The organism is Enterococcus mediterraneensis (genome assembly GCF_900604485.1).
Lineage (GTDB): Bacteria > Bacillota > Bacilli > Lactobacillales > Enterococcaceae > Enterococcus_C > Enterococcus_C mediterraneensis.
In genome coordinates, this window is the sequence record NZ_UWOP01000001.1 from 1,188,829 (window position 1) to 1,203,790 (window position 14,962).

A 14,962-nucleotide genomic window follows, 5' to 3' on the forward strand; every position below is an offset into this window, starting at 1 on the left:
TTTCAAATTTTCAGCCGATATAATAGTGGGGAGGAGGAAATGATATGAATAAATTCAAAGAGATTTTTCTTGATTTGGAACAAAAGATCTTAGCCCAGGAATACCCTCCCCAAACATTATTGCCCAGCGAAAGCCAGCTGATAAAAATCTATGGCGTTTCACGTGAAACAGTCAGAAAAGCTCTGAATCTGCTGCGCAATGCCGGCTATATCCAAAAGAAACAAGGCAAAGGCTCTATCGTTTTGGATCTAAATCGTTTTGACTTTCCGATCTCTGGACTGACGAGCTTTAAAGAGTTGCAAGAAACACAGCATATCCGAAATGAGACCACCGTGGTAGAGATCAAAAAAATCGCGGTTTCACCAAAATTAAGCCAAAACACCGACTGGCCGGTAGCTTCCGAAGCTTGGAAATTGGTCCGTCAGCGAAAGATCGACGATGAAGTGGTGATTTTGGACATCGACTACCTGGATGCTCGGATTATTGAAGAACTTCCTGAAAAAAAAGCCCAAGATTCCATTTATCAGTATTTTGAAAATGATTTGGGCTTGGAGATCGCATATGCGCAAAAAGAAGTCACCGTAGAACCGGTGACAAAAGAGATCCGCGATCTGATGGATCTTCTGCCAGACGATCAGCATGTGGTGGTGGTCCGCAGTCTTGTCTATCTGGAAGATACTCGTTGTTTTGAATACACCGAGTCGATCCACCGATTAGATAAATTCCGTTTCGTAGATTTTGCCCGGCGGCGTAAGGTCTAAGTACTGAATCAAATTTTCCGCAAAAAAAACGAACAACAGCTGAAACCATTTGGTTCATTACTGTTGTTCGTTTTTTAGCATTCATCTTTAATTTTCAGACATCCAGCATCACATCTTCTACCAATGTCGGACCGCGATTTTTCCCCCGTCCGATCAAAAGCAGCAGCTGCAAGGAGACCAGATAGAAACTGCCTCCTTTGATATAAGCAAAATAACTGCTTTCCCAATGTTCCACATAACGCTGTTTGCCGGCGACATTCATTTGGAAGCTGTAGAAAGTACCGTACTTGTAAATGACATTCATGATCCGTTCTTCGATAGAAGCAAAAGGGCTGTCTCCCACATGGGCAAAGGGCGCCATGCCTAAATCAGCCAATTCATAGTCTTGATTCTGCCACTCTGTCAGCATCTTCAACACTAGATAATTGGAGATCTCAGCCGGTTCGCCCTCTTTGATCCGTAACAGATCATAAGAGACCCAATTGCGATCGATAGGCTGTTCAGTAATAAATCCGACAATCTCTTGTTTTTTTCGAACGATACCGATACCGCTTTTCAGCAAGTACTCTCTGGTAAAACGACCGCTGCCGAAATATTTTTCTTTATTGCCTTTCAGCCAATCCTCCGAGATTTCTTTGACATCAGCAAACAATTCTTCCGGTAATTTTTGATAATAGGTAAAATGATAGTCCTGACGTTCAAAATGTTTGATGCACGCTTCTTGTTCAAAAGAATTATCCCGCAAGATGACTGTTCCTGTCTCACCGATTTTTGTGAATTGGAATCCCAAATCATGCAGCAAGACGGCGTAACGTTGACTGATCTTGTAAAACGCCAATTGATACCCCAGCAGATCGGCTTCTTTGATAAACGCCAATGTCGCTTCTTCCCATAATCGTTCATTACCAATAGGACGCCCCAAAACAAAACAACGATTGCCTTTGATCTGATAGCCGAATACCAGTTCATCTTGCCCTTCTTTTTGGTAATAGAAATATTGATACCCCGGCAATCTCAAACGATGGCTGGAACGAGTACCGCCATAACGGGACAAAAGCGTCAAGAAACGGTTCTCGTCCCATTCTGTACCCAGCTCTTTTTCTGTCGTCGTCAGATAGCGATACAACGCTAATAATGTCATTAATGATACCGCCAGTCCCACTAGACCTGAGAACCAGATATCTTCAGAAGGAAACAAAAAGAAATGTTCCCCTAAGATCTGATTGTTCCACCATTGCCCGCTATGATAGCCGGCGACAGCGTAAACGATGAACAAACAGCCGAACAAGCAGCCGTCAAACAACAGCGCTCCCCAAGAATAAACGAATTTTTCCCGATAGAATTCATGCCGCGCCAGCCAAACGATGGCCAGGATCAAACAATAAACCACCATCAGCCGCAAAGAGCGGGTTTGAGAAATAGTATTGATGATACCAAACAGCAAAAGCAAAATCGTGGGAAAATATGCTCGTCTGACTTTAGCAAAAAGCGCCCGTGCCAATCCGATCAGTAAAAATCCTACCAATAAGTTCAATGACTGATCCAAAAAGTTAAAAGAAAACGGCAGAATAAATTCAAAAAAACGGCTGATATTGGATAGATTGGTAACAGTCGACAGCAACACCATCATGATACCGGCAAAGTACACTGCCAAGACAACGATATTATGAGCGATCCGCTGTAAAAAGATCCGCGGCAGATTGTCGAAAAAACGGTTCAGTTTCACGCTGGTTTGAGTCAAAAATAAAACCAGTCCGCTTAAAAACGGGACTAAATAATAAAAGAGACGATAATACAACAGCCATACAACAGTTTGATCTTGCGCTAAACCGATCTGGCTCATTCCTAAGATCATTAGAACATCGAATGTCCCCATCCCGCCAGGTACCATCGTCAGCATCCCGATCAATGTCGCGATCAAAAACATCGGCGCCACATGATTCAGGGAAACTTGCAGATCCATCAGATAACCGATACTTAAAAATACCGCTAAAGCTGCCAGCCATTGAAAAAATGAGGTGCTTATCAATATGAATACTTTTTTAGGAAACAATTCAGCAAATAATTTTTTACGCCGCAAATAACTGAAAATCACTAGAAACGGCGTATAGAGACTTCCTGCCGCCAGCCAGATCCAATAGCTGCGGTAAAAGGTATCTCCTTGGAATATAAATAAGGTCACCAATAACATCAGGGCCAGTAATGATAACCCGCTAAGCATGAAAAGAGCGATTTTCGAGACTGTCGCTAAAATCTTTTTGCGATCCATCCCTTTACCATAAAAGTTAGCTCGCAAGCTGGCTCCGATGATCCCGCCGAAACCTGCCAGATTATTGATGGTATTAGTAGTCCAAGCAGCGATCAGCCACTCTTTACGAGGCATTTTGGGTTTGCCCGCCGCTTCTAATGTCTGAATAGCGATCCAATCATAGCCTAACATCGGAAGGATGCCCAATAGTCCGATCAGTGCCATCCATACCAATGTACTGGTGTTTTGTTCTTTCATCGTCGAAAAAACATCTTCCCAACTCATGCCGTGAGCGATATTGGCTACTTGGATACTGACGAAAATCAAAATCGAGCCAAAAAAGAGCAGGCGCAAGAGGAAACTATGGGCTTTGACCCATTGGATACATTGCTGGGTGAATTTTCTCATTCAGTATTCCTCCTTTAACTAAATGTTATCTTACTTACTAGATTAATGCCACTATAAACTGCTTTGCAATGGCTTAGATCCCTTGTCCGTCAATAAAAAGACCAGAAAAAAATCCCAAATCAGTTTCGATTTGGGATCGTTGTCTTATTTGGCGTAATCGGTAGCGCGAGTCTCGCGAATGACCGTTACTTTGATATGACCAGGATAATCTAGTTCGTCTTCGATCTTCTTACGGATATCACGAACCAAACGTACAGCCTCTAAATCAGAAATCTCTTCCGGTTTGACCATTACCCGTACTTCACGCCCTGCTTGGACCGCAAAGCTTGATTCGACGCCGGCGAAACTGTTGGAGATATTTTCCAGATTTTCAAGTCGACGAATATAATTTTCTAATGATTCACTACGCGCTCCTGGGCGGGCTGCTGATAAAGCATCTGCCGCTGCTACCAATACTGAGATGATCGAAGTTGCTTCGACATCACCATGGTGAGAAGCGATCGCATTGACGACTGTCGCGTTTTCTTTGTACTTCGCCGCCAATTCCGCACCGATCTCAACGTGAGAACCTTCGATCTCGTGATCCAGTGCTTTACCGATATCGTGAAGCAGACCGGCTCTTTTGGCCAGCTGGATATCTTCACCTAACTCAGCTGCTAACACACCAGAGAGTTTCGCCACTTCCAATGAGTGGTTCAACACATTTTGTCCGTAACTTGTTCGGAAATGCAGACGTCCTAAAATCTTGATCAGATCAGGATGCAAGGTATGAGCGCCAACTTCGAAAGCCGCTTCCTCTCCGTATTCACGAATACGTTCATCCATTTCTTTCCGGGATTTTTCCACCATTTCTTCAATACGAGCTGGATGGATCCGGCCATCTTGGATCAATTTTTCCAACGTCATTCGAGCGATTTCGCGGCGGATCGGATCAAAGCCTGACAACACGACTGCTTCTGGCGTATCATCAATGATCAGATCGATCCCTGTCAAAGTTTCCAATGTGCGGATGTTTCGACCTTCGCGACCGATGATGCGGCCTTTCATCTCATCATTTGGCAGAGTGACTACTGAAACCGTCGTCTCTGACACTTGATCGGCAGCGCACCGTTGAATAGCCAGTGACAAAAGATTTTTCGCTTTACGGTCAGCTTCTTCTTTTGCCCGCTGTTCTGATTCTTTCACCATGATGGTCAACTCGTGATTCAATTCTTCTTCTGTTGACTTCATGATCACTTCTTTTGCTTCATCTCGAGACAATGCAGCGATTCGTTCAAGCTCTTGCTGTTGCCCGTCGATCAATTTTTCAACTTCTTTTTCTCGCTCGTCAATTAATTGTTGTTTCGCACTAAGTTTTTCTTCTTTTTCTTCCAGTGAGTGCTCTCGCTTTTCAATAGAGTCATCTTTGCGATCTAGCAATTGCTCTCTTTGAATCAAGCGATTTTCTTGGGATTTTAATTCAAGTCTGCTTTCTTTCAACTCACTTTCAATTTCTGACCGATATTTCTGATTTTCTTCCTTAGCTTCTAACAATGCTTCTTTTTTCAGAGTTTCCGCTTCTTTACGAGCACCTTCCAAAATTCCGGTTGCTGAATTTTTAGCGCTGTCAATCTCTCTATCGTGACGAGATTTTGCTGCGAAATACCCTAATCCAAGGCCGACAATTAAACCGATGATAGCGAGGAGAATAGTAAGTCCCATTAGATCCACCTCCATACTATCTTATTAAATTATTCTGTAGTTTTTTGATAAACATGAATGAATTAATTATCAATATGCCTACTTGCATAGGTGTGTTTACACACAACTTTATTCTAATGTTTGTCGTAAGCACTGTCAACTTTTAATGAGAAAACCCATGGAAACTATTTTTGTTAATACGACCCTTTTACTGAAGAAAGGTACAGGAGGACAAGTTGGCAACGTCTTTTTCTGCTCTATTTGCTGTCTTTAGGAACAAAAAATGACCGAATCCCCTTGAGAAGGACTCGGTCATAAGCAGCTTATTATTCTATTATTCGTCTAGTGGCAATTCTTCTTGGGCTTCGGTTTCTTCAATGACAGTCGAACCATCACCGATACCATAAGCATCCCGAACCAATGCTGAAACTTCCGCCATCATTTCCGGATGTTCCTTCATGTAGTTCTTCGCGTTTTCACGACCTTGGCCGATCCGTTCATCATGGTAAGAATACCAAGACCCGCTTTTATCAACGATATCTTGTTCCACAGCCATATCCAGCAATTCGCCTTCTTGAGAGATCCCTTGACCGTACATGATATCGACTTCCGCTACTTTAAATGGCGGTGCAACTTTGTTTTTCACGACTTTGATCTTAGTACGGTTACCGATGATATCGGTACCGGATTTTAATTGTTCCGCACGGCGGACTTCCAAACGGATCGTTGCATAAAATTTCAATGCTCGTCCACCTGGTGTCGTTTCCGGATTCCCAAACATGATTCCGACTTTTTCACGGATTTGGTTGATAAAGATCGCGATCGTTTTCGTTTTATTGATAGAGCCTGAAAGTTTCCGCAACGCTTGCGACATCAAACGAGCTTGCAAACCAACGTGAGCATCTCCCATTTCACCGTCGATCTCTGCACGAGGCACAAGAGCCGCTACGGAGTCGATGACCACGATATCTACGGCACCGCTAGAAACCAATGCGTCAGCGATTTCTAGCCCTTGTTCGCCGGTATCTGGTTGAGAAAGCAGCAAGTCGTCGATATTTACGCCTAATTTTTGTGCGTATTGAGGATCAAGAGCGTTTTCCGCATCGATAAATGCGGCCGTCCCGCCATTTTTTTGCACTTCTGCGATAGCATGCAGTGCAACAGTTGTTTTCCCTGAGCTTTCAGGACCGTATACTTCCACGATCCGGCCGCGAGGGAAACCACCTACACCAAGAGCCACGTCTAACGCCAAAGAACCGCTGGGAATCGTTGAGATCTGCTGGTCGATTTTTTCTCCCAGCTTCATGATCGCCCCTTTACCATAACTTTTCTCTATTTTTTTTAATGCAGCGTCCAGCGCCGCTTTACGTTCATCTGCCAAACTGTTTATCCTCCTTAAAATTGAGCCAGTGTCCAATGCTAATGTGCTTTCTTACGTAAGAATATCATATCTTTTCTCAGAAGAAAAAGCAAGAAAAAGCGAACATATTTTCGCATTTTATTTCTCTCTTAATAATTCCCTGCGCAATAAATCCAATCCCGCCATAACCGCGCTGTGACGGACATAGCGGCGATCTCGAGTAAAATGATATTGTTGACTTTTCACACTCCAAGGAGTCGCTAATGCGATCCACACGGTGCCCGCCGGCTGTCCTTCCAATTCATCAGGTCCGGCTACACCTGTAAAGGACAACGCATAATCTGTTCCAGCTTTTTTCCGAGCGTTGTCCGCCATCACTTCCGCACATTCTCGGCTGACTGTGCCAAATTTTTCCAATAGTTTGCGATCAATCGCTAAAAAACGGCTTTTAGTGTCTAGCGAATATGTGACGAATCCGCCGGGAAAGACTGTCGATACACCGGCAACATCTCCTAATGTCGCTTGGAACAATCCGGCCGTCAGACTTTCTGCCGCAGTGATCGTGCGCTTTTGTTCTTTCAATAATGAAACTACTACCTCGACCAGTGAATTTTCCTCGCCATATCCATAAAAATACTCGCCGACTCGTGCCATGATCTTGGCTTCAACTTCCGCCAGACGCTGTTGTGCGGTCTGTTCCTCCTCTGCTTTGACTGTCAGACGGATCGTGACTTCATTGGGTTTTGCGTAAGGTGCGATCGTAGGATTCGTTTGTTCCGCGATCAAATCCGCCAGCTTGGTCACTAAGTTAGACTCGCCGATCCCATAAAAACGCAACACGCGGGAGATCAAGCGGCCATTTTGCTGATATTTTTCTTGGAACAATGGTTTGACATAGCGTAAAAACATCGGCTGCAATTCGCTGGGAGGTCCCGGCAACAACAAGTAGTCGGTAGTCCCTTCATAAAAGATCCCCATGGCAAGCCCGGTATCATTCGGCAGTGCTATCCCCTCTTCAAAAACCAATACCTGACGTAAATTATTAGGCGTCATTTCTCGCTGCGCTTTTTGGAAAAAAGCCAATAATTGCTGATACCCTTTCTCATCTTGGATCAGTCGCTGACCAAGATGCTCCGCTGTGACATCTTTTGTGAGGTCATCGTCAGTGGGTCCCAACCCGCCGCATAAGATCACCAGATCACTGCGAAGTTCAGCGGTCTTCAAAGCCTCCTCTAAGCGCTGGCGGTTATCCCCGATGACACTGTGGTAATAAACCTCGATGCCTAATCCCGCCAGTTCCTCTGATAAAAAAGTCGCGTTGGTATTGACCACCTGCCCCAACAATATTTCTGTTCCGACAGCAATGATTTCTGCTTTCATGAATATCCCCTCTACTTCTATCTACGCAAATCCGCGCAGAATTTTTAAATAAAAGAAAAAAGTCCAGATAGAATCTGAACTTTACTAAATTTGAATCTTACATCGATCCTTTGAACACTGCAGTATTTTTGGCAAAGTAATCGACACCTGAATAGATAGTGAAAATCAAGCAAGCATACAGCATGATTTGATCCAATGGCAATCCGATCAGTTGGAACGGCAAATTATTGATGAACAATAAGATGATCGCTACCATCTGTGTTGCTGTTTTGATTTTTCCAGGCCATGCCGCCGCCATGACTTCTCCATGCTCTACTAACAACAGACGCAATCCCGTCACTGCTAATTCACGACAGACGATGATCGCTACCACCCAGCCCGGGGCTTTGTCTTGTTGGACCAGCAAGATGAATGCGGTCATAACCAGCATCTTGTCTGCCAATGGATCGGCAAACTTCCCAAAGTTTGTCACTAATCCGCGGGAACGAGCGATTTTTCCGTCCAGCCAATCTGTCAGACTGGCAACTGCGAAAATGATCGCCGCCACCAAATGCGTCACCGGCAGCGTAACATCGCCGGCAGTCAGTGTTCCCCAATCAAAAGGGATTGCCAAGACCAAAATAAAAATAGGGATCATGATGATTCTGATAACAGTTAATTTATTAGGTAAATTCACACAACGTTCTCCTCTCTGCTCTTTTATTTTACTTGAAGAACAGGGTTGTTTCCACTAATCGCTACAGATTTGTTTGACAAACTGCAAATTAGTCTTCTGCCTGTTGGTATTGGATCGTCAAATTGATATTTTTCCGTAAGGCTTCCAGATTAGGATCAGTAAAATCAAGATCTTGATCGTTGGCTTTAATCGACATATTGCCGCTGGCTCCCAAAATGATCGTAGCATTCTCGGCATTTTCCGGTAATGTCGTTGTTTGAGTCTCACCAGCTTGGACGGTATATTGATAGACATAACCGCCGTTGATAGTCACGCCCACCCAACATGGTCCTTGTGTACCGGTAAAGGACAATTCGATAGGACTTTCGGCATCAGTGATAGACATATTGGCTTCTGCTTGCGTATTGCTGTCCATCTTGATAGCCATCTTTTTCTCTTCAGAAGACTCCGTTGTTTCTGTTGTGCTTTCTTCTGTTTTTGAAGAACTGCTTTCGGCTTTGCTGGAGCTTTCTTTTGTTGAAGAATCAGCTAGCGAACCTTCCACCGTCACCGACGATTCCACGATCATCGGATCCGCATTGCGATCTTGCCAAGTCATATAAGCGACAAAACCGACGATCAATAATGCGATAAGACCCATCACGATCACCGGCAGCATTTTCTTCCATCGGCTGCTTGGTTCTTCCACGTGCAGTGATTTACGAGAACCTTGCACTGTCTCCGGTCTTGGACGTTTCGGCAGATCCGGCACGATGTCCTCTTTCCCATCTAAAACAGCCACCAGTCTATCGCCGTCTTCTCCTACTACGGCCGCGTATTGTTTAACAAACGCCCGCACGTAAAAAGCTCCCGGCAATTGATCCAGATCGCCTCTTTCGATTGCTTCCAGATAACGCTTTTGGATCTTCGTGATCTGCTGCAGTTCGTCTAAAGATATATTTCTATTTAAACGGGCTTGTCGTAATCTTTGTCCAATAGTTGTTGCTTCGTTGGCCACTCCCACATCTTCTCCAGTCTATTTAGTACAGCCAGCCGCCTGTTATCGGTAATGTGATCCCTGTAGTATATTGCGCATCTTCAGAGAACAAATAACTCACAGCTGCTGCGATTTCCTTTGTCATTGCTAATCTTCCTAATGGTATATCTTCTTTTAAGCCGGTCAATTCAGCTTCGGTCCAAGAACGGTTCATCTGGGTTGCCACAGCGCCAGGCGCGATACAATTGACAGTGATCCCCAATGTCGCTACTTCCTTCGCATAGGCTTTGACAAAACTCTGCTGCGCGCCTTTGACTGCACTGTAAACAGTCTCCATACTGCTGCCGGCGATTCCATAGACAGAACCGACAAAAACGATCCGCGAGTGCTCCGATCGCTGCAGCTTATCCTGCAAAGCTTTGATCAATAAAAGCGGTGTTTCCATATGGACTTTCCATAAACCGCTGATGTCTTCCAGACTATGCTCTGTCAGCAAGCCGTATTTGGTATATCCAGAAGCGAAAACGATCCCGTCTACTTGAAATAATTGCTGTAAAAATGGCGGGATTTTCCGATGATCCAGCATATCTAAGGATACCATAAAAAAATCTTGCTGAGGATAGCCATTCTGTAAGTCGCTAACAAAATTTAATACTTTTTCTTCATGCTGATGATAGTGGCAATAAAGGGACCAACCGTCTGCCGCTAAACGCCGGCAGACCGCTTCGCCGATATCCCCGCTGGCTCCCATCACTAAAGCGGTCTTCATCAATGATCACTCGCTTTCCGGTGCGATCACGAACTCGCTGAAGGCCTCTTTTTGGATCAATGCCGCACCCACTTTATAGATGTCTTCAAGCTCGATGGATTGGATGATCTCCGGTACATCAAACAGCGTAGTGTCGCCAAATAGATTTTGGGTAAATTGGTTAGCGATATATTCCAGCGAATTCAACGATTGGAAATATTTGCCCAGCATTTTTTTCTTCAACAATGACAGATTTTCTTGACTGATCTCCGGATCCTTTTGATACCCCAGTAAGATCTTTTGAACCTCGTGGAAGAAACTTGCCGGATCATCAGTATCGCCGGCAAAATCGGCAAAATGATAGCTGCGATCAAGATTGTACTCAAAATCAAAGGTGTCATCGATGATCCCATCATTATAAAGGCGCAGATAATTTTGTGACGTATTGCCTAAAAGCAGTTGGAACAATAGATCCATCGCTGTTTTGAAACGCAGCAATTCTCTGCCGCTTTCTGGCAGATGATCCAATGATCCTTTGATCCCCAACACTGCTTTAGGACGTGTGACAGGCATCTTCAAATCAGAACGCGGGATGATCGCTTGTTTTTCTTCGATCTTCTTTCGTTGGATCGGTTGAAACGCCGGGAATTCTTTTTGCTCTTGATTGTCGCGAATCCACGTCATCATTTCTTCCGGATCGATGTTGCCTACCACAAACAATGTCATATTGCCGGGATGATAAAAGGTATTGTAGCAAAGGTACAGATCTTCTGCTGTGATCTCAGCGATACTTTCTACGGTACCGGCGATATCGATGTGCAGCGGATGTTCAGGATAGAGATTGCCGATGATGCCAAAAAATTGCCGCCAATTAGGATCATCTTCGTACATTTGAATCTCTTGACCGATGATCCCTTTTTCTTTTTCAACCGTCGCTTCCGTAAAATACGGTGCTTGGACAAAATCCAGCAGCGTCAGCAGGTTTTCTTTGATATTCGTGGTTGCTGAAAACAGATAACTGGTTTTGGTAAAACTGGTAAAAGCATTCGCAGATGCCCCTTGTTTGCCGAAATCTTGGAAGACATCCCCAGTCTCTTTTTCGAATAGTTTATGTTCCAAAAAGTGGGCGAGCCCATCTGGTACTTTTACAAAGTCTTTTTGTCCGTTGGGAACAAACTCATTATCGATAGAACCATAATCTGTGCTGAATAATCCATAGGTTTTATGAAAATCGGCTTTCGGCAGCAAATACACCGTCAGACCATTGTCCAATACTTCTGTATATAACGTTTCATTGATCGTTTGATAATCTTTTTTATGCATGTTCATTCTCCCCATCCAAAAAGAATACTGCCTGCAGCTCCAGCTCATCGGCAACTTCTTGGACTTCTTCTTTTGTTACTGCGGCCAAGCGCTGCAAAAATTCTTCCTCAGAAAGCTTGGTCTGAGGAAGCCAACTGTCCAAATAGTTGATCTCGATCAAGGATTGCGGATTGTCCAATGATAATAAATATTGGTTCTTCAGCATCGCTTTGGTTTGTGCCAACTCTTCTTCGGTGATCTCACCTTTTTGCAGACTGATGAGCTGTTGGTGGATCAATCCTAGAACTCGTTCACGATTTTTGCCGTCGATCCCTGTTTGCACGGTCATCAAACCTCGGAAGGAATCAAAATTGCTGGAGGCGTAATAGGCCAAGCTGGATTTTTCCCGTACATTCATGAATAGCTTGGAATGTGGGAAACCGCCGAATAAGCCATTAAAGACCATCAATGCAAAACGACGGCGGTCATCGTAATAGATTGGCACGTGATAGCCTAGATTCAACTTCGCTTGTACGACAGGTTCTCGTTCGATTTCTTCTGCGATCACTTGCTTACGTTCTTGTGTATAAAAAATCTCCGGATGGACCCGTTCTGTCTTTGAAAATGTAAGCTGTTTGAAGGCTTCAGCCGCTTCGTTTTCCGTGATGTCTCCCACAACAAAAATATCGATCTGGTCTTCTGTCATCATCTTTTGATAAGTTTGATACAAATCTTTGGCAGTCAGTTTTTCCAGATCCTCGACCGTACCGAAGCTGGGAGTTTTTTGATCGGGATCGCTGCCAAAGAACAATTGTTGGATTTTCAGGGAAGCATACGTCTGTTTGTCCTCACCGATACTTTTAAGGTAGGCTAAGATATTTTCCTTTTCGATCCGAAATGTCCCTTCATCGAAGGCATCTTCTTGAACATTTGGGAAAAACAGGATCTCATTGAGAAAAGCGACGGCTTCCTTAAAAACTTGTTGATCCTGCACATAATTGCCGTTGACGATAGTCATGCCGACATTGACTTGATGCAGATTGCCTCTTTTTCCTACATTGATGCCGAAGCTTGCGCCGTAAAGCTCTGCCAGCCGACTGCTAAGGGCTGTTTGAGTAGGATAATTTTTACTATTGGTTTCCAATAAACTGGTCAAAAGTGTTCGTTTCGCCGCGGCAGTTTTTTCGTGGCGAGCAGTAAAACGCAAAAAGATGCGGTTTGTTTTGTATTTTTTCGTGGGAAGCACATGAAGATGGACTCCGTTTTGCAATTCTAACGCCATTGATACTCCTCTTTTCTTTCTCATTAAACTCAATTATAGCACAGCCGCTTCTAAGGATAAATCACAGCTGTTTGGTCAAAATATTTCAAAATAATTCCTATTTTCGCTATACTGAAACGCAGGAGGAGATAAAATGATTAAAGAATTTAAACAATTTATCATGCAAGGGGACGTTTTAGACTTAGCCGTTGGGGTCGTCATCGGGAGTGCATTTACCGGTATCGTCAAACAAGTTGTCGACGGGCTGATCACACCATTAGTAGGACTTGTCATTTCATTATTTATCGGCGACAGCGATTTGGAAGGGGCACTTTCCATTCTTGATTGGAAAGTCAGAGACGGCGTTGTTTTCAGCTTCGGTGATGTTATCAGTGCCATTATTACTTTTCTGATCACAGGACTTGTTTTATTTTTGATCGTACGGGCAGTCAACCATGCGAAAAATCTGCACAAAAAAGAAGAAGTGGAAGAAACAGCTCCATCTGCGGAAGACTATTTGGCAGAGATCCGGGATTTGCTGAAAGAGCAGAACGCGAAAAACATCAAAGAAAACCGCAACCAGCAAGATATTTAATAAAGGCAACTGCGCTTTTTGCTAGTCAGAACAACTAAAAAAACAGCGTCTGTGACTTAAATCCGGCAAGTAAATTTGCTGGATCAAGACCACGGACGCTGTTTTTTTATCTTTCATTGTTGATTGGATTCTTTAAGACAGCTCCATATCCATATGCGGGATATCGTCTTCCAGATAGACCTCTGAGATGGCCTGAAAACCGAAGCCTCCATAAAATTCTTTCAGATAGGCTTGCGCGCCGATCACGACAGATTTTTGCGGGAATTTTTCTTTGATGAACGCCAGCGTTTGTCCGACGATCTTCTTGCCCAGCCCTTCTTTGCGGTGATCCGGTGAAACCAAGACCCTTCCGAAATGGATCGCTTCCCCTTCCTGATAGACTCTGGTATAAGCCAGGATCTCGCCTTCTTCATTTCTCAAATAAGTATGCCATGCTTGCGGATCGATCTCATCGATCTCTTGATAGGGACAATTCTGCTCTACCACAAAGACTGCGACTCGTACTTTGGCAAGCTGATAAAATTCCTTCGTCGTCAATTCATCAAATTTTTTTACGATGTATTCCATATATTTCCTCCGTATTTTGATTAAAAAAAGAGTCTCTGCTCAGCACTGCTCAGCGGAAACTCTTTTGTTTTTTAAACTACTTCTGATAAAAATTCAATTTCTACGGTGCGAGTCAAAACATCTGAATAGCTATAAGACACTCGTTCAAATGAGTTTTCTTCTGGATCTAAATCTACAACGAATACCGATGGGTACGTTTCTGTTAACACACCGCGACGTTCTGTCTGGCGTTTTCGACCTGTTTGGGCAACTAGCATGATTTCGCTGCCGATTCGGCACTCTAAATCTTTCTTGATTGAAGCTAAAGTTGTTGGCATCGCATTCACCTCAAGAATAATTATAACATTATTATTAGAAATATTCAAGTTTATCATAAGAGAAATATTAATTCAATAGCTTTTTCAAATAACAGCCTTTCCAAAAGCATTTAAACACTGTTTTCTTGAATATGTTTGATCAATTTGGTCTTGGCCCGATCATAAGCTCCTCTGACCTTTCGAAAAGGCAGCTCTTTTTCTTCTGCTATTTCCTTCAATTCTTTGCCTCTGATATAAGCTGAAAGTACTTCCTGCTCAAAAGAAGAGAAATAAAGGCGGACATCCTCCACCGCTTCTTCGATCATCAGTTGGGAAAGCACACCGGCTGACGGGCTCATCCATTGATTCAAAAAATCAGTCCCGTCATAAGCCAGCTTTTCTTCCAAAGAAACGGCCTCTGCATGGGCTTGTCGTTTTGAAGCATGCTGGTAGCGCAAATAACTTTTGATGCGGTTTTCAAAATTCGTACGAAAGAAAACACCAAATGTCGTACTGCGGGTCTCTTGATACTTTTCGATACTTTCCTGCAGCACGATCCGTCCGATCTGCATCCAATCTTCTCGGTCGAAATCTTTGATGGAATACTTTCCCTGCACCCGATAAATGATTGGCCGATATTGATAAAACAACTTGATAAACGCTTCTTCACAACCTTTTTTCGCTTCTTGCAACAACATGAAAAG

Annotated in this window: 14 protein-coding genes; 2 read left to right on the forward strand and 12 right to left on the reverse strand. The window is 43.7% G+C overall.

The window, feature by feature from the left end; translation table 11 throughout:
- The first annotated feature begins 44 nt into the window (after window positions 1-44).
- The gene (gene treR / locus EFB00_RS05785; protein WP_122645931.1) at window positions 45-761 is read left to right on the forward strand and encodes a trehalose operon repressor; all 717 of its coding nucleotides are present in this window, start codon (window positions 45-47) and stop codon (window positions 759-761) included.
- 94 nt (window positions 762-855) lie between these two features.
- On the opposite strand, the gene mprF is transcribed toward treR, so the two are convergent.
- The 9 genes from mprF to yfmF all read right to left on the reverse strand — a co-directional run bounded on the left by mprF (window position 856) and on the right by yfmF (window position 12,821).
- Window positions 856-3,417 carry a bifunctional lysylphosphatidylglycerol flippase/synthetase MprF gene (gene mprF / locus EFB00_RS05790; protein ID WP_122645932.1) on the reverse strand — a complete coding sequence of 854 codons (2,562 nt, stop codon included), beginning with the start codon at window positions 3,415-3,417 and terminating at the stop codon, window positions 856-858.
- A gap of 144 nt (window positions 3,418-3,561) precedes the next feature.
- Window positions 3,562-5,118: a ribonuclease Y gene (gene rny / locus EFB00_RS05795; RefSeq protein WP_122645933.1), complete on the reverse strand. Its 1,557-nt coding sequence runs from the start codon at window positions 5,116-5,118 to the stop codon at window positions 3,562-3,564.
- 313 nt (window positions 5,119-5,431) lie between these two features.
- Window positions 5,432-6,478, reverse strand: a complete 1,047-nt coding sequence (gene recA / locus EFB00_RS05800) for a recombinase RecA (protein ID WP_122645934.1) — start codon at window positions 6,476-6,478, stop codon at window positions 5,432-5,434.
- A gap of 117 nt (window positions 6,479-6,595) precedes the next feature.
- Window positions 6,596-7,837 carry a competence/damage-inducible protein A gene (locus EFB00_RS05805; RefSeq protein WP_122645935.1) on the reverse strand — a complete coding sequence of 414 codons (1,242 nt, stop codon included), beginning with the start codon at window positions 7,835-7,837 and terminating at the stop codon, window positions 6,596-6,598.
- Between the two features lie 97 nt (window positions 7,838-7,934).
- Window positions 7,935-8,513, reverse strand: a complete 579-nt coding sequence (gene pgsA / locus EFB00_RS05810; protein WP_122645936.1) for a CDP-diacylglycerol--glycerol-3-phosphate 3-phosphatidyltransferase — start codon at window positions 8,511-8,513, stop codon at window positions 7,935-7,937.
- Between the two features lie 88 nt (window positions 8,514-8,601).
- The gene (locus EFB00_RS05815; RefSeq protein WP_122645937.1) at window positions 8,602-9,510 is read right to left on the reverse strand and encodes a helix-turn-helix domain-containing protein; all 909 of its coding nucleotides are present in this window, start codon (window positions 9,508-9,510) and stop codon (window positions 8,602-8,604) included.
- A gap of 22 nt (window positions 9,511-9,532) precedes the next feature.
- Entirely contained in the window at window positions 9,533-10,258 is a 726-nt protein-coding gene (gene ymfI, locus EFB00_RS05820) for an elongation factor P 5-aminopentanone reductase (RefSeq protein WP_122645938.1), read from the reverse strand.
- 6 nt (window positions 10,259-10,264) lie between these two features.
- Window positions 10,265-11,560: an EF-P 5-aminopentanol modification-associated protein YfmH gene (yfmH, locus tag EFB00_RS05825; protein ID WP_122645939.1), complete on the reverse strand. Its 1,296-nt coding sequence runs from the start codon at window positions 11,558-11,560 to the stop codon at window positions 10,265-10,267.
- Window positions 11,553-12,821 carry an EF-P 5-aminopentanol modification-associated protein YfmF gene (yfmF, locus tag EFB00_RS05830; RefSeq protein ID WP_122645940.1) on the reverse strand — a complete coding sequence of 423 codons (1,269 nt, stop codon included), beginning with the start codon at window positions 12,819-12,821 and terminating at the stop codon, window positions 11,553-11,555. The genes yfmH and yfmF overlap by 8 nt, the downstream gene beginning before the upstream one ends.
- A gap of 133 nt (window positions 12,822-12,954) precedes the next feature.
- On the opposite strand from yfmF, the gene mscL reads away from it, so the two are divergent.
- On the forward strand, window positions 12,955-13,395 hold the full coding sequence (gene mscL, locus EFB00_RS05835) for a large conductance mechanosensitive channel protein MscL (protein ID WP_122645941.1): 441 nt from the start codon (window positions 12,955-12,957) through the stop codon (window positions 13,393-13,395).
- Window positions 13,396-13,527: 132 nt separating this feature from the next.
- Here the strand turns inward: mscL and EFB00_RS05840 are convergent, their stop codons facing one another.
- The 3 genes from EFB00_RS05840 to EFB00_RS05850 all read right to left on the reverse strand — a co-directional run bounded on the left by EFB00_RS05840 (window position 13,528) and on the right by EFB00_RS05850 (window position 14,956).
- Window positions 13,528-13,962: a GNAT family N-acetyltransferase gene (locus EFB00_RS05840; protein WP_122645942.1), complete on the reverse strand. Its 435-nt coding sequence runs from the start codon at window positions 13,960-13,962 to the stop codon at window positions 13,528-13,530.
- A gap of 71 nt (window positions 13,963-14,033) precedes the next feature.
- Complete coding sequence (locus tag EFB00_RS05845) at window positions 14,034-14,279, reverse strand: Veg family protein (protein ID WP_122645943.1); 246 nt, start codon at window positions 14,277-14,279, stop codon at window positions 14,034-14,036.
- Window positions 14,280-14,389: 110 nt separating this feature from the next.
- Window positions 14,390-14,956, reverse strand: coding sequence for a sigma-70 family RNA polymerase sigma factor (locus EFB00_RS05850; protein ID WP_122645944.1), 567 nt, complete (start codon window positions 14,954-14,956; stop codon window positions 14,390-14,392).
- Between the last annotated feature and the right edge of the window lie 6 nt (window positions 14,957-14,962).